The organism is Rhodococcus cercidiphylli, from assembly GCF_033042225.1.
GTDB lineage: Bacteria > Actinomycetota > Actinomycetes > Mycobacteriales > Mycobacteriaceae > Rhodococcoides.
Map to the genome: position 1 here is coordinate 458,233 of NZ_JAWLKE010000004.1, position 13,888 is coordinate 472,120.

16 protein-coding genes are annotated in these 13,888 nt (G+C 65.4%); 14 read left to right on the forward strand and 2 right to left on the reverse strand.

Annotation, left to right across the window (positions count from 1 at the left end; translation table 11 throughout):
* The first annotated feature begins 6 nt into the window (after nt 1-6).
* The 9 genes from R3P95_RS12700 to R3P95_RS12740 all read left to right on the forward strand — a co-directional run bounded on the left by R3P95_RS12700 (nt 7) and on the right by R3P95_RS12740 (nt 7,248).
* Nucleotides 7-813: an LOG family protein gene (locus tag R3P95_RS12700; RefSeq protein ID WP_149407926.1), complete on the forward strand. Its 807-nt coding sequence runs from the start codon at nt 7-9 to the stop codon at nt 811-813.
* Entirely contained in the window at nt 810-1,373 is a 564-nt protein-coding gene (locus tag R3P95_RS12705) for an LOG family protein (RefSeq protein ID WP_094641277.1), read from the forward strand. The genes R3P95_RS12700 and R3P95_RS12705 overlap by 4 nt, the downstream gene beginning before the upstream one ends.
* A 92-nt stretch (nt 1,374-1,465) precedes the next feature.
* Entirely contained in the window at nt 1,466-3,241 is a 1,776-nt protein-coding gene (locus R3P95_RS12710; RefSeq protein WP_300518801.1) for a long-chain-acyl-CoA synthetase, read from the forward strand.
* Between the two features lie 36 nt (nt 3,242-3,277).
* Complete coding sequence (gene folP / locus R3P95_RS12715) at nt 3,278-4,138, forward strand: dihydropteroate synthase (protein ID WP_094641281.1); 861 nt, start codon at nt 3,278-3,280, stop codon at nt 4,136-4,138.
* Nucleotides 4,135-5,064 carry a glucosyl-3-phosphoglycerate synthase gene (locus R3P95_RS12720; protein WP_068053080.1) on the forward strand — a complete coding sequence of 310 codons (930 nt, stop codon included), beginning with the start codon at nt 4,135-4,137 and terminating at the stop codon, nt 5,062-5,064. The genes folP and R3P95_RS12720 overlap by 4 nt, the downstream gene beginning before the upstream one ends.
* Before the next feature lie 31 nt (nt 5,065-5,095).
* Nucleotides 5,096-5,422 carry a DivIVA domain-containing protein gene (locus tag R3P95_RS12725; RefSeq protein ID WP_317548497.1) on the forward strand — a complete coding sequence of 109 codons (327 nt, stop codon included), beginning with the start codon at nt 5,096-5,098 and terminating at the stop codon, nt 5,420-5,422.
* On the forward strand, nt 5,419-6,027 hold the full coding sequence (locus tag R3P95_RS12730; RefSeq protein ID WP_317548498.1) for a DNA-3-methyladenine glycosylase I: 609 nt from the start codon (nt 5,419-5,421) through the stop codon (nt 6,025-6,027). The genes R3P95_RS12725 and R3P95_RS12730 overlap by 4 nt, the downstream gene beginning before the upstream one ends.
* A gap of 95 nt (nt 6,028-6,122) precedes the next feature.
* Nucleotides 6,123-6,290 carry a DUF3117 domain-containing protein gene (locus R3P95_RS12735; protein WP_008714277.1) on the forward strand — a complete coding sequence of 56 codons (168 nt, stop codon included), beginning with the start codon at nt 6,123-6,125 and terminating at the stop codon, nt 6,288-6,290.
* 103 nt (nt 6,291-6,393) lie between these two features.
* Nucleotides 6,394-7,248 carry a methyltransferase domain-containing protein gene (locus tag R3P95_RS12740; protein WP_317548499.1) on the forward strand — a complete coding sequence of 285 codons (855 nt, stop codon included), beginning with the start codon at nt 6,394-6,396 and terminating at the stop codon, nt 7,246-7,248.
* Nucleotides 7,249-7,258: 10 nt separating this feature from the next.
* Here R3P95_RS12740 and glgA read toward each other — a convergent pair whose 3' ends face one another.
* On the reverse strand, nt 7,259-8,422 hold the full coding sequence (gene glgA, locus R3P95_RS12745) for a glycogen synthase (protein ID WP_149407930.1): 1,164 nt from the start codon (nt 8,420-8,422) through the stop codon (nt 7,259-7,261).
* A 76-nt stretch (nt 8,423-8,498) separates the two neighbouring features.
* On the opposite strand from glgA, the gene glgC reads away from it, so the two are divergent.
* Nucleotides 8,499-9,713, forward strand: a complete 1,215-nt coding sequence (gene glgC / locus R3P95_RS12750) for a glucose-1-phosphate adenylyltransferase (RefSeq protein WP_037191552.1) — start codon at nt 8,499-8,501, stop codon at nt 9,711-9,713.
* Nucleotides 9,714-9,813: 100 nt separating this feature from the next.
* Here the strand turns inward: glgC and R3P95_RS12755 are convergent, their stop codons facing one another.
* Complete coding sequence (locus R3P95_RS12755; RefSeq protein ID WP_068053115.1) at nt 9,814-10,425, reverse strand: O-methyltransferase; 612 nt, start codon at nt 10,423-10,425, stop codon at nt 9,814-9,816.
* Between the two features lie 239 nt (nt 10,426-10,664).
* Between R3P95_RS12755 and sigE the strand changes: the two genes are divergently transcribed.
* From sigE to tatB, 4 genes are all read left to right on the forward strand, one after another.
* Complete coding sequence (gene sigE, locus R3P95_RS12760) at nt 10,665-11,291, forward strand: RNA polymerase sigma factor SigE (protein WP_052058682.1); 627 nt, start codon at nt 10,665-10,667, stop codon at nt 11,289-11,291.
* Between the two features lie 16 nt (nt 11,292-11,307).
* Nucleotides 11,308-11,634, forward strand: coding sequence for an anti-sigma factor family protein (locus R3P95_RS12765; RefSeq protein WP_068053118.1), 327 nt, complete (start codon nt 11,308-11,310; stop codon nt 11,632-11,634).
* Between the two features lie 73 nt (nt 11,635-11,707).
* Nucleotides 11,708-13,240, forward strand: a complete 1,533-nt coding sequence (locus tag R3P95_RS12770; RefSeq protein WP_394855413.1) for a S1C family serine protease — start codon at nt 11,708-11,710, stop codon at nt 13,238-13,240.
* Nucleotides 13,241-13,258: 18 nt separating this feature from the next.
* Nucleotides 13,259-13,708: a Sec-independent protein translocase protein TatB gene (gene tatB, locus R3P95_RS12775; RefSeq protein ID WP_300518834.1), complete on the forward strand. Its 450-nt coding sequence runs from the start codon at nt 13,259-13,261 to the stop codon at nt 13,706-13,708.
* Nucleotides 13,709-13,888 lie beyond the last annotated feature (180 nt).

Sequence of the window (13,888 nt, forward strand, 5' to 3'; positions counted from 1 at the left end):
AACGCCATGAACAGCGACCAGGGCCCAAGCGGTTTCGAGGAACACGGCGGTTTCGAGGACCACGACAGTTCCGAGGGGCACAGCAGCGAGAAGCTCGCCAAGCACAAGGGATCCGTCGTACTTCGGCGTGGCCGGAACACCGAGACGTCCACCTCGGATCAGCGCCTGCTCGACGAGCGTGGGCCAGGAAACTGGATTCACTCCGACACCTGGCGAGTGCTGCGCATCCAGAGCGAATTCGTCGAGGGATTCGGTGCCCTGGCCGAGGTCCCCAAGGCCGTAACCGTGTTCGGTTCGGCGCGCACCCCCGTCGACCATCCCGAGTACGAGCGCGCCCGGCAACTCGGAGCCGCTCTTGCGAAGGAGGGCTTCGCCGTCATCACCGGCGGCGGTCCCGGGGCGATGGAAGGGGCCAACCGCGGTGCGAGCGAGGCCGACGGCTACTCGATCGGGCTCGGCATCGAGCTGCCGTTCGAGCAGGGGCTCAACGAGTGGGTCGATCTGGGCGTCAATTTTCGCTACTTCTTCGTGCGCAAGACCATGTTCGTGAAGTACTCCCAGGCGTTCGTGTGCCTCCCCGGCGGTTTCGGTACTCTCGACGAACTCTTCGAGGCGCTGACCCTGGTGCAGACCGCCAAGGTCACGAAATTCCCGATCGTGTTGCTGGGCAAGGACTTCTGGTCGGGACTGCTCGATTGGCTCGAGACGACGCTCGTGAAAGAAGGCAAGGTGTCCGAGAAGGACCTCGACCTCATCCACTGCACCGACAGCGTCGACGAGGCTGTCCGGATCGTCCGCGAGGCCCAGCAGTGAGCGAGCGAGCATCGACCGAACGCGCGCTCAGCGTCTGCGTCTACTGCGCGTCGGGTCCCGTCGACTCTTCGTTCATCGACCTGGCCGGTGAGGTCGGCACCGAGATCGGTCGACGAGGCTGGCAGCTCGTCTCGGGCGGCGGCAACGTCTCGATGATGGGCGCGGTCGCCGCGGCGACGCGAGCAGCGGGCGGCAACACGGTCGGCGTGATTCCGAAAGCGCTCGTGCACCGTGAGGTCGCCGATGTCGACGCCGACGAGCTGATCGTCACCGACACGATGCGTGAGCGGAAGAAGATCATGGAGGACCGCGCCGACGCGTTCATCACCTTGCCCGGTGGGATCGGGACGTTGGAGGAGCTGTTCGAGACATGGACGGCGGGCTACCTGGGCATGCACAGCAAGCCGATGGTGATGCTCGACCCATTCGGACATTTCGACGGCATGATGCAGTGGATAGAAGGTTTGCGAGAGACCGGATTCGTCCAGCAACGCGCCCTGGACGCCCTGGTCAGAACGTCGACTGTCGATGCAGCACTGGATGCCTGCGCAACGTTGTGACAGGTCACCAAGCGCGGCCACGAAGTGAGATGCTCAAAGTTGTTACTCTCAAGTAGGGTAAGAAATCTCACATCGTCTTCAAAGGGGAGTTCATGGCTGTCGATGCCCGTCAGAAAATTGGAGTGACCGACCTCGCGGTCGCGTTGCCGAAAATGGTGACGGAGGTGCCTAGTCTGCTCAAGGGCCTGGCGGGATTCACCCGCAAGCCCGACCACAAAGCGTCGATCGGTCAGGTCTTCCAGGACGCCGCCGCGAAGAACAGCGATCGCCCGTTCGTGCGGTTCGAGGGCGAATCGATCACCTATCGGGACGCGAACGAACTCGTCAACCAGTACGCCGCGGTGTTCGCGGACCACGGGGTGAAACGCGGCGACGTCGTCGGCATTCTCAGCAAGAACAGGCCGGAGGCACTGTTCGCCGCGCTCGCTACCGTCAAGCTCGGTGCCACGGCGGGAATGCTGAACTACAACCAGCGCGGTGACGTGCTCGAGCACAGCCTCGGCATTCTCGACGCGAAGGTCCTCGTGCTGGATGAAAGCGCGCAGGAAGCCCTCGATTCGCTCGACGGGGAGCCGAAGGTCGGAGCAGTACTGCCGCTGAAGAAGCTGGCCGAGCTCGCGGCGACGGCGTCGACGGCCAATCCGAAGGTCACCGCCGAGATCCAGGCCAAGGAGAAGGCGTTCTACATCTTCACCTCGGGCACCACCGGCATGCCGAAGGCCAGCCTGATGAGCCACTTCCGCTGGCTCAAGTCGATGTCCGGTCTGGGCAACATGGGTGTGCGGCTGCGCAGCAACGACGTCATCTACTGCTGCCTGCCGCTCTACCACAACAATGCACTGACGGTGACGCTGTCCTCGGTGCTCGCAGGCGGCGCGACGATGGCCATCGGCAGGCAATTCTCGGTGAGCAACTTCTGGGACGACGTCCGGCTCAACAAGGCCACCGCGTTCACCTACATCGGTGAGCTGTGCCGCTACCTGCTGACACAGCCGGAGAAGCCGTCCGATCGGGACAACTCGGTCAAGCTGATCGTCGGCAACGGACTGCGCCCGGAGATCTGGGAAGAGTTCACCCAGCGATTCGGCATCTCCCGCGTTGCCGAGTTCTACGGTGCCAGCGAGTGCAACATCGCGTTCATCAACGCCCTGAACATGAAGAAGACCGCAGGCGTCTGCCCGCTGCCGTACGCCGTCGTCCAGTACGACGAGGAGTCCGGCAAGGCCAAGCGCGGCCAGGACGGCAAGCTCCGCAAGGTCGGCAACGGCGAGGTCGGACTGCTGCTGTCCAAGGTCACCGACCGAGCTCCGTTCGACGGCTACTCCGACGACAAGGCCACCGAGAAGAAGCTGGTGCGCGACGGATTCAAGGACGGCGACGCATGGTTCGACACCGGCGACCTGGTCCGCAAGCAGGGCTTCATGCACGTCGCGTTCGTCGACCGCCTCGGTGACACCTTCCGCTGGAAGGGCGAGAACGTCGCGACCACACAGGTCGAGGGAGCCCTGGGTGGCCACTCGTCGATCGACGGTGCCGTCGTGTACGGCGTCGACATCGAGGGAACCGACGGCAAAGCAGGCATGGCTGCGGTGACGCTGCGCGAAGGCGAGACCTTCGACGGCAAGACGATGGCCGAGCACCTCTACGACAAGCTCCCGACGTACGCGGTGCCGCTGTTCGTCAGGGTCGTCGAGAGCCTCGAGCAGACGTCGACGTTCAAGAGTCAGAAGGTGGCCCTGCGCAAGCTCGGCTACGAGGAGGACAGCGACAGCGACCTGTACGTGCTGCGTGGCAAGTCCGGTGGCTACGAGAAGGCGTACGACGGTTACGTGGCCGAGGTCGCCGCAGGCAAGGCGCCCAAGGGCTGAGCACTCGAAAGATGCTCACGTGCCACTATTGATTTCATGAGCACTCTCTGCGGCAAACCGGTCGCCGACGATCGCGCATTGGTCATGGCGATCGTCAATCGCACCCCCGATTCGTTCTACGACGGGGGTGCGAACTTTTCCGACGACGCCGCGATGGCGTCGGTGCACCGGGCCGTCGCGGAGGGTGCCGACATGATCGACATCGGCGGTGTGAAGGCCGGCCCCGGCGCCATCGTCGACGCCGAGGAGGAGATTCGCCGTGTCGTTCCGTTCGTCGAGGCCATCCGGGACGCGTATCCGGAGCTGCTGATCAGTGTGGACACCTGGCGCAGTGAGGTCGCTCGACTGGCCTGTGGCGTCGGCGCGGATCTGATCAACGACACGTGGGCCGGGGCCGACCCGGAGCTGGTGCGCGTCGCTGCCGCCGAAGGTGTCGGCATCGTCTGCTCGCACACCGGCGGGGCGGTGCCCCGTACGCGCCCGCATCGTGTTCGGTACACCGATGTGGTGGCCGACGTGATCGCCGAAGTCACCGCTGCCGCGGAGAACGCCGTCGCGGAGGGGGTGAAAAAGGATTCGATTCTTATCGATCCGACGCACGATTTCGGGAAAAACACCTATCACGGGCTCGAGTTGTTGCGTCGCGTGGACGATCTTGTAAACACCGGGTGGCCTGTGCTCATGGCGCTGAGCAACAAGGACTTCGTAGGCGAGACTCTAGGGGTAGAGCTCGCCGACCGGTTGGAGGGAACATTGGCAGCGACAGCATTGGCCGCAGCAGGCGGAGCCCGAATGTTCCGGGTTCACGAAGTTGCGTCGACCAGAAGAGTCGTCGACATGGTGGCAGCGATCCAGGGTCTGAGAACCCCGGCGCGGACGGTCAGGGGTCTGGCATGACACTCGCAGATCGAACGGACGTCACCAGGGCGTGGTCCGAGACCAACAGCTGGGACACCCCGCAATGGACCGTCGCCGAACTCGAGGCCGCCAAAGCAGGCCGAACGGTGTCGGTGGTACTCCCGGCGCTCAACGAGGAACAGACGGTCGCCGCCGTCATCGACACGATCCACCCGTTGCTCGGCGGACTCGTCGACGAGCTGATCGTGTTGGACTCCGGTTCCACCGACGAAACGGCTGTGCGCGCGACGGCGGCCGGTGCACGGGTCATCAGCAGAGAAGAAGCGGTACCCGGGGTCGACCCGGTACCCGGCAAGGGCGAGGTGCTGTGGCGATCGGTGGCTGCGTCGACCGGTGACCTCATCGCGTTCGTCGACTCCGACCTGATCAACCCCGATCCGGCGTTCGTACCCAAGTTGCTCGGCCCCCTGCTGATGGGCGACGGCATCCACCTCGTCAAGGGCTACTACCGCCGTCCGTTGCGGACCAGCGGAACCGAGGACGCCAACGGCGGTGGACGCGTCACCGAGCTGGTCGCACGGCCGTTGCTCGCTGCCTTGCGACCCGAGCTGACCGGGGTCATTCAACCCCTCGGCGGCGAGTACGCCGGTACGCGCGAGCTTCTGTCCGCGGTGCCGTTCGCGCCCGGCTACGGAGTGGAGATCGGGCTGTTGCTCGATACCTACGACAGGCTCGGGCTGGGAGCGATCGGCCAGGTGAATCTGGGAGTGCGCAAGCACCGCAACCGCCCGCTGGTCGAACTCGGCGCGATGAGCCGACAGATCGTCGGGACGATGCTCAACCGCTGCGGGATGGTCGATTCCGGTGCCGGTCTTCTGCAGTTCCGCGTCGACGGTGACTCGTTCGAGCCGTTCTCGACCGAGGTGTCGTTGTTGGATCGACCGGCGATGAACTCGCTGAAATAGTCGTGTCGGGCGGTCGTGACAAGATCGAGGCATGTTGACGCTGCTGATCTACGTCGTCGTCATTGCCGTCGTCGCTGCTGCACTGTTCTTCGTGGCGTCGGCGGTGTTCGGTCGCGGTGAGGAACTGGGCCCGTTGCCCGAGGGAACCACCGCGACCGTTCTGCCCGCGGAGGGCGTCACCGGTGCCGACGTGCGCGCGCTGAAGTTCCAGCAGAGCCTGCGGGGTTACAAGCCAAGTGAAGTCGACTGGGCACTGGAGAGACTCGGCGGCGAGATCGACATGCTTCGTTCGCGATTGTCGGCCGCGCAGTCCTCGGGTGCCCCACAGTCGGCCGCATCCGAGCCGGACGGGCAATGAGTGCTGTCGCCGGACCGGACGGCAAGCTCCGCTGTCCGTGGGGTGCCACCGACGACTCTGTGTATCGGGATTACCACGATACCGAGTGGGGTCAGCCGCTCCACGGACGCAACGAGCTCTACGAGCGACTGTGTCTCGAAGCGTTCCAATCGGGTCTGGCGTGGATCACGATCCTGCGCAAGCGCGAGAGTTTCCGCACCGCATTCGCCGGTTTCGATCCGGAGCAGGTGGCCCGCTTCGACGAGGCCGATGTCGATCGGTTGATGAACGACGCGTCCATCGTGCGCAATCGGCTCAAGATCGAGGCAGCGGTGAACAACGCGCGCGCCGTCGTCGATCTCCACGACACCGACCTCGACACTCTGCTGTGGTCCTTCGCACCGGAACCCAGGCCGGCGCGCCTGATCGAGTTCTCCGAGGTGCCCGCCTCGACTCCCGAGTCCACAGCCATGGCCAAGGAGCTCAAGCGTCGGGGTCTGCGGTTCGTCGGTCCGACAACCGCCTACGCCCTGATGCAAGCCACCGGAATGGTCGACGATCACCTGTCGGAGTGCTGGGTGCAGGTCACGAATACCGACTCCGTTTCCCGGTATCGAGGTCGATAGGGAAGAATAGGAGTCAACACCCGTCGCCCCGCGACGAATTTATCTTTTAGGCCGAGGCGCCGAGTTGGTGGGCGCAGATCTGGAGGGAGCAGAGGATGGCGGCGATGAAGCCCCGGACCGGGGACGGTCCCCTCGAAGCAACCAAAGAGGGACGAGGAATCGTCATGCGTGTCCCGCTCGAGGGGGGCGGCCGCCTGGTCGTCGAATTGACCCCCGACGAGGCCGCGGCACTCGGTGACGAACTGAAGGGTGTCACCGGCTGATCGCCCTGTCGATCGATCATCGCTCAGCCCCGCTGGCCGTACCGGCAAGCGGGGCTTTGTGTTGTTTCCAAGGGTGTGCGCGCCGGTGTGAAAGAGGTGCTCGATGCTGACCGACGTCGTGGACGTGCTGCTGTGTCCGCAGTGCCGAGTGCGTGAGGTCGACTCCGGCCTCGGTGTAGGCGACACGGATCGGACTTTGTGGTGCGATCGAGGGCATTCTTTCGACGTGGCCCGGCAGGGTTACGTCAGTCTGCTCACCGGTGACGGCGGCAAGTTCGCCGGCGACTCGGCCGAGATGATCGCGGCACGCGACGTGTTCCTGGAGAAGGGGCATTTCGACCCGATCGCCGCAGCGGTCTCGGCGGGTGTCCCAGTGGACAGCGAGGTGGTGCTCGACGTCGGAGTCGGAACCGGCCACTACCTCGCGGCTGTTCTCGACGCCCGCCCCGACGCCCGGGGGATAGGCGTCGACGTGTCGAAGTTCGCGGCCAGGCGCGCCGCACGATCCCATCCCAGGCTGGGGTCCGTGGTCGCGGACATCTGGAGTGGACTTCCGGTGCGGTCGGGTGCCCTGTCTGCGGTGACGTGCGTGTTCGCCCCGCGCAACGCCGGTGAGCTGAACCGAGTCCTCGTCGACGACGGAGTGTTGGTCGTCGTCACGCCCACGATGCGACATCAGCGTGAGCTGCGGGGGCCACTGGGACTCATCGGCGTCGCCGAGGACAAGACCCGCCGGCTCGGCGAATCGTTGTCCGGCCTGTTCGAGCCGGTGGCGGAGTCTGCGCTCGAGTATTCGATGATGCTCTCGCACAACGACATCGAGGCGCTGATCGGCATGGGTCCGTCGTCGCGCCACGGTGACCCCGCCGCTCGGTCCGCTGCCCTGGGGGAGCTACCGGACGTCACCGAGGTCACCGCGTCGGTGACGGTCTCGACCTATCGCAGGGCGAATCGCTGAGTCGTCCCGATCAGCGGCGCCGCGCCAGCGCGTCGTTGTAGACGGCGAGAGTCTGCTTCGCGATAGAGGCCCAGGAGAACTCGGCGACAGCGCGCTCGCGGCCGGCCTTGCCCATCGTCGTTGCGAGCGTGGGGTCGAGGGCGACCTCGTTGACGGTGTCGGCGAGGGTTCGCTCGAAAGCGTCGGGTTCGTAGGAGTTGTAGTGCACCAGGCGTCCGGTGCGGCCCTCGTCGACGACCTCGGGGATGCCGCCGACATCCGAAGCCACCACAGCGGTTTCGCAGGCCATCGCCTCGAGGTTGACGATGCCGAGTGGCTCGTACACCGAGGGGCAGACGAACACTGCTGCTGCCGTGAGAATCTCGCGAATCTTGTCGGTGGGCAGCATGTCCTTGACCCAGAACACGCCGCTGCGCTGCTCGGCGAGCAACGCCACCGCGCGCTCGGTCTCCGCGGCGATCTCCGGTGTATCGGGCGCGCCTGCACACAGCACGAGCTGGATCGACGGGTCGAAGTGGTGGGCCGCTGCGATGAGGTGCCCGACGCCCTTCTGCCGGGTGATGCGTCCGACGAACGCGACGATCGGCTTGCTTCGATCGACGCCGATCTCGTCCAGGGTCGAGGTGCCGTGGTCGGCGAACCACCGCTGGGTGTCGATTCCGTTGCGCACCACATGAACCCGGCTCGGATCGAGGCGCGGATAGGCGTCGAGCACATCTTTGGCCATGCCCTCGCTGACGGCGATGACCGCGTCGGCGTACTCCACGGCATTGCGTTCCGACCACGACGAGATGCGGTAGCCGCCGCCGAGTTGCTCGGCCTTCCACGGCCGGCGCGGCTCGAGGGAGTGCGCGGTGAGGATGTGGGGGACGTCGTACAACTCTGCTGCCAGATGACCGGCGAGGCCGGTGTACCAGGTGTGCGAATGCACCACGTCCGCGCCGGCGGCGGCATTCGCCATCCGCAGCTCGGCCGACAACGTCGTCAACGCAGCGTTTGCTCCGGCGAGCGCGGGATCCGGGTCGTGCACCTGCGCAGTGTCGCGGGGCGCGCCCATACAGTGGATGTCCACGTCGCACAGCGACTTCAGCTGAGCGGATAGCTCGGTGACATGAACTCCTGCGCCACCGTAGATCTCCGGGGGATATTCCTTGGTCATCATTGCTACGCGCACGTGAACGAACCTACATTCCCCAGCAGTTGTGCGTGTACTGCTCGCAAGGTTCTCTCGGTGCGGATAGGTTGAGTGGGTGAGGACACAACCGCACGTACTAGGGATCGTGCTTGCCGGCGGCGAGGGTAAGCGTCTTTACCCGATGACCGCGGACCGAGCCAAGCCGGCAGTTCCCTTCGGGGGCGCCTACCGACTCATCGACTTCGTGCTGAGCAATCTCGTCAACGCCGGTTACCTCCGGCTCTGCGTGCTCACCCAGTACAAGTCCCATTCACTGGACCGCCACATCTCGCAGACGTGGCGGCTGTCCGGATTCGCCGGGGAGTACATCACTCCGGTTCCGGCTCAGCAGCGTCTCGGGCCCCGGTGGTACACCGGCAGCGCCGACGCCATCTTCCAGTCACTGAACCTGGTCTACGACGAGGACCCCGAATACATCATGGTGTTCGGTGCCGACCACATTTATCGGATGGACCCGGAGCAGATGGTGCAGCAGCACATCGACTCCGGTGCAGGCGTCACCGTTGCCGGCATCCGGGTTCCGCGCAGCGAGGCATTCGCCTTCGGGTGCATCGACTCGGACGAGAACGGCAAGATCACCCAGTTCCTAGAGAAGCCGGCTCAACCGCCCGGCACCCCCGACGACCCCGACGTCACCTACGCCTCGATGGGCAACTACGTCTTCACCACCAAGGTGCTCGTGGACGCCATCAAGGCCGACTCCGAGAACGTCGACTCCGACCACGACATGGGCGGCGACATCATTCCGGCACTCGTCGAAGCGGGCGTCGCCTCGGTGTACGACTTCAACGACAACGTCGTGCCCGGTGCCACCGAACGCGATCGCGGCTACTGGCGAGACGTGGGCACCATCGACGCCTTCTACGACGCCCACATGGACCTCGTGTCGGTGCACCCCATCTTCAACCTGTACAACCGCCGCTGGCCCATCCGCGGATCGGCCGAGAACCTGCCGCCCGCCAAGTTCGTCCAGGGCGGTTTGGCTCAGGAGTCGGTCGTCGGTGCCGGGTGCATCCTGTCCGCCGCCACCGTGCGCAACTCGGTGCTCAGCTCCAACGTCATGATCGACAGCGGCGCGACGGTCGAGGGCAGCGTCCTGATGCCCGGCGTCAAGATCGGTAAGGGTGCCGTCGTGCGGCACGCGATCCTGGACAAGAACGTCGTGGTGGGCGACGGCGAGATCATCGGCGTCGACCACGAACGTGATCGCGAACGCTTCAACGTCAGTGCCGGGGGAGTCGTCTCCGTCGGCAAGGGCGTCTGGATCTAGAGCCTGCGGCAGTGGTGCGGCTCAGATCTCTGGTCGCTCCGCAGGCTCCGCTCCTGTGTGCCGCAGAGGGCACATAACCGCACCACTGCGCGGAGCGCACTCACGCTCTCGATGCGCAAATCAGCCCATCGCCCAGGGGCAGCAGCACCGTCGTCAGACGGTCGTCCTCGGCGATGGCCCTGGCAGCGGATCGGACGGCCACTGCGGTCGCGTCGCGCTGAGTGGGATCGGCGACCCGTCCGCCGAGCAACGCGTTGTGCAGCACCAGAACTCCGCCGGGGCGCAGCAGTCGAACGCTTTCGGCTACGAAGTGCGGATGGTCGGCCGGACTGGCATCGATGAACACCAAGTCGTAGGTGTCGTCGGCCAACCGGGGGAGCACGTCCAACGCCCATCCGTTGATCAGCCGGGTACGTGAGGGCGCAATTCCCCCCGCGCGGAACGCTTCTCGGGCCGCACGCTGGTGCTCCGGCTCGGTATCGATCGTGGTGAGGACGCCGTCCGCGCGCATCCCGTCGAGCAGCCACAGTCCGCTGATGCCTGCGCCGGTTCCGATTTCGACGACGGTCTTCGCGCCGAGCATCTGGGTGAAGATGGACAGAATCGCTCCGACCGACGGCGGTACCGGGGCGGCACCCAGGTCGACGGCTCGCTCTCTGGCTGCGATCAGAACCTCGTCCTCCTGAGCGGAGTCTTCGGCGTAGGCGAGCATCTTCTCGGCGTTGGTCGGCACGCCCCGAGGCTATCGTGCCCAGGGCACATTCTCACGCACACATTCTCAGGTGCGCCTCAGCTGATTCATACCGGACCCACACGCGGGTCCGTCAGGCTATGGAGGAATCGAAGGTCCATCTCGATTGCGAAGTGTGAGCTGGAACATCCGAGGGTAGTCGTCGGTTGAATCAGAAGGACGTACGCAGTCCTGAGCAGGAGGATCCAACTATTTACAAGATCAACGGCGATCGCGACACCGCGCGTCTACCCGAGTCCGTACCCGCGCCCGAAGACCTCAGCGGCACCGCAGTGTTCGATGCGACCGGCGAGGACTCCACCATGCCGTCCTGGGACGAACTGGTTCGCGAACACGGCGACCGCGTCTACCGACTGGCCTACCGTCTGTCCGGTAACGCCCAGGACGCCGAGGATCTGACGCAGGACACCTTCATTCGAGTGTTCCGCTCCCTGTCGAACTACCAGCCGGGCACCTTCGAGGGGTGGCTGCACCGCATCACCACCAACCTGTTCCTGGACATGGTTCGTCGTCGCAGCCGCATCCGTATGGAAGCGCTCCCCGAGGATTACGACCGCGTCCCCTCCGACCGACCCAACCCCGAGCAGATCTACCACGATGCCCGCCTCGATCCCGATCTGCAGTCCGCGCTCGACTCGCTGGCACCCGAGTTCCGCGCCGCAATCGTGCTGTGCGACATCGAAGGACTGTCCTACGAAGAGATCGGTGCGACACTGGGCGTCAAGCTCGGAACGGTTCGCAGTCGCATTCACCGTGGACGCCAGGCGCTACGCGAGTACCTTCGAGTGCACGGGAAGGTCGACTCCGGTCACGCAAGTGTCCACTAGCTACGAGGAGGGTTGGATGACGCAGGCGCGCAAGCCGAAGCAATTCAGCTCCACCGAACATCTGGCCAGTGAGGCCGTCGCGGCGTACGTCGACGGCGAGTTGCGAATGCCCGCTTATCTCCGTGCAGCCGACCATCTGTCCGAATGCCCCGAGTGCGCCGCCGAGGTCGAGGCCCAGCAGCAGGCGCGCAAGGCCCTGCGCGGAGCAGGGGAGATGTCGATGCCCCATTCTCTGCTCGGTCTGCTCAGCCAGATACCGTCCTGCGCGGGCGAGGATCGGCCGTCCCACACCAAGCGAACCTTCATGTCCGCCGTAGCCGACGTCCGCCGTCGACGACGCTGACGGTGCCCGACTCTTCTCACCTGCATCGAGCCGCGCCGACCGCTCGAGTGATACTGAACTCTCACACCGACGTATGCGAGGGGTAACCGGACGCGTGACATCGAATTCGACCAGCACCGAGACCGCGGGCACCGATCCGGCAGATTCCGAGGCCGCAGGGACCGGTCCGGAAGGTCCTCGGTTGCCACCGCGTCCGCTCTATCGGCCCTCCGTCGATCCGGTGTCGGCCTCGGTGTTCGGACGTCCCGACGACGTGGACGGATCGTTCTCTCCTCGTAGGCCCGGCGACGAACTTCCCTCGCGCGTATCGGTGCGCCCACCCGATCCTGTCCTCGCCGAGGCGTTCGGTCGCCCGAACGATTCCCATGAATCACTGCAACGAGACCCGAACGCCGAGGACGAGAGCGACACCGCCCCGTCGGCTCCGGCCGATCCGTGGCGCGACCCCACCTCTCGGGTCTCCCTCGGCAGCGCGGCGCTCGATTCCCCGCCCCCTCCCGTTCTTCCACCGGGCACCAAACTCGGTGTGCGAGACGTGCTGTTCGGTCGGTCGGTGTCCGTCCGGGCTCTCGTCGTACTCGGTGTTCTCGCACTCGTCATCGGATTGGTAGGCGGGCTGTTCGGTCGCCTCACCGCCGAGGTGACGGGCGCGTTGACCAGCCAGAAAGTGACGCTGACCCAGTCCAGCGGAGACGACATCCCGCGCGGCCAGATCAGCAACGTCGCCGACGCCGTCCTGCCGTCCGTCGTCTCGATCCAGGTGACGCTCGGCGAGACCGGCGGCACCGGCTCGGGCGTCGTCATCGACGGTGCCGGCTACATCGTGACGAACAACCACGTGATCTCCCTGGCCGCATCCGACCCGGAGAACTCGACCCTGGAAGTGACGTTCTCCGACGGCACCAAGGTGCCCGCCGACATCGTCGGCCGCGACACCAAGACCGACCTCGCCGTCCTCAAGACCGACGTCGGCAACCTCACCGTCGCCGAACTCGGTCGTTCCGACGACGTTCGCGTCGGGCAGGACGTGATCGCGGTCGGCTCGCCGCTGGGATTGAACAAAACCGTCACCTCCGGCATCGTCAGCGCGCTCGATCGGCCCGTGGCGCTGTCGGGTGAAGGCACCGATACCAACGCCGTCATCGATGCCGTGCAGACCGACGCCGCCATCAACCCCGGCAACTCCGGCGGTCCGCTCATCGACTTCGAGGGCCGCGTGATCGGCATCAACTCGGCCATCCGCAGCGAGAGCGGCGGATCGGTCGGCCTCGGCTTCGCGATTCCCGTCGACGAGGTCACCGAGGTGACGCAGAGTCTCATCCGGGACGGCGTCATGCGTCATCCCGACTTCGGCGTCAACGCCCGATCGGTCATCAACGACACCTCCGCCGGGGCGGAAGTGGCCAACGTGCGCTCGGGCGGGCCTGCTCAGGAAGCGGGCATCGTCGAGGGAGACGTCATCACGAAGGTCGGCGACCGCACCGTGGGTAACGCCGACGAACTGGTCGTCGCCGTGCAGGCCACGACGATCGGGGAGTCGGTTCCGGTGCAACTCGTCCGGTCGGGACGGCTGGTGGACCTCTCCGTCACGCCGGTTTCGGACTGACGACGTAGGCTGGCAGGCGTGTTCGGCAACATCGGTTGGGGAGAGCTCGTCATTCTCCTCGTAGCAGCTCTCGTGATCCTCGGCCCCGATCGCCTCCCCGGCGCCATCAGCTGGGTGTCCAAGTCGATCCGGCAGGTCAAGGACTACGCCAACGGCGCGAGCCAGCAGCTCAAGGACGAGCTCGGCACCGACTTCGAGGACCTTCGCAAGCCGCTCGCCGATCTCAACCAGCTCCGGGGCATGACCCCGCGCGCGGTGATCACCAAACACCTGCTCGACGGTGACGACTCGGTCTTCAAGAACCCACTCGACGACACCTTCAAGGGCAAGCCCTTCGAGACCAAGCCGAAGAACGTCGGCGGACCGACTCCACAGACCGGATCCGCTCGCAGTGGGGTGTCGATGAGCAAGAACGAGCCGAAACTGTCTGCAGGCGATACCCCGCCGATCGACGCCGACGCCACGTAAGCCTGAATCCTTCGTCGTACGGTCTCACCCGTCTGCGTCAATGGACCACTGCACACGTCTGAGCGCGGCAATGGTTCATTCACGCAGAACCTGCTGCTGCGTGAATGGTCCATTGCATGCGTCTCGGAGGTGCAAGGGTCCATTGACGCGGCGGGGAAGCAGACGCGGCGGGGAGAGCAG

Excerpts from the sequence above, each read along its gene's own strand:
- R3P95_RS12740 (WP_317548499.1), top strand. The coding sequence starts at position 6,394 with ATGCTGACCGACGTCGTGGACGTGCTGCTGTGTCCGCAGTGCCGAGTG.
- folP (WP_094641281.1), top strand. The coding sequence starts at position 3,278 with ATGAGCACTCTCTGCGGCAAACCGGTCGCCGACGATCGCGCATTGGTC.
- R3P95_RS12770 (WP_394855413.1), top strand. The coding sequence starts at position 11,708 with ATGCGAGGGGTAACCGGACGCGTGACATCGAATTCGACCAGCACCGAG.
- R3P95_RS12725 (WP_317548497.1), top strand. The coding sequence starts at position 5,096 with ATGTTGACGCTGCTGATCTACGTCGTCGTCATTGCCGTCGTCGCTGCT.
- R3P95_RS12720 (WP_068053080.1), top strand. The coding sequence starts at position 4,135 with ATGACACTCGCAGATCGAACGGACGTCACCAGGGCGTGGTCCGAGACC.
- R3P95_RS12700 (WP_149407926.1), top strand. The coding sequence starts at position 7 with ATGAACAGCGACCAGGGCCCAAGCGGTTTCGAGGAACACGGCGGTTTC.
- R3P95_RS12735 (WP_008714277.1), top strand. The coding sequence starts at position 6,123 with ATGGCGGCGATGAAGCCCCGGACCGGGGACGGTCCCCTCGAAGCAACC.
- R3P95_RS12755 (WP_068053115.1), bottom strand. The coding sequence starts at position 10,425 with ATGCTCGCCTACGCCGAAGACTCCGCTCAGGAGGACGAGGTTCTGATC.
- R3P95_RS12730 (WP_317548498.1), top strand. The coding sequence starts at position 5,419 with ATGAGTGCTGTCGCCGGACCGGACGGCAAGCTCCGCTGTCCGTGGGGT.
- R3P95_RS12710 (WP_300518801.1), top strand. The coding sequence starts at position 1,466 with ATGGCTGTCGATGCCCGTCAGAAAATTGGAGTGACCGACCTCGCGGTC.
- R3P95_RS12765 (WP_068053118.1), top strand. The coding sequence starts at position 11,308 with ATGACGCAGGCGCGCAAGCCGAAGCAATTCAGCTCCACCGAACATCTG.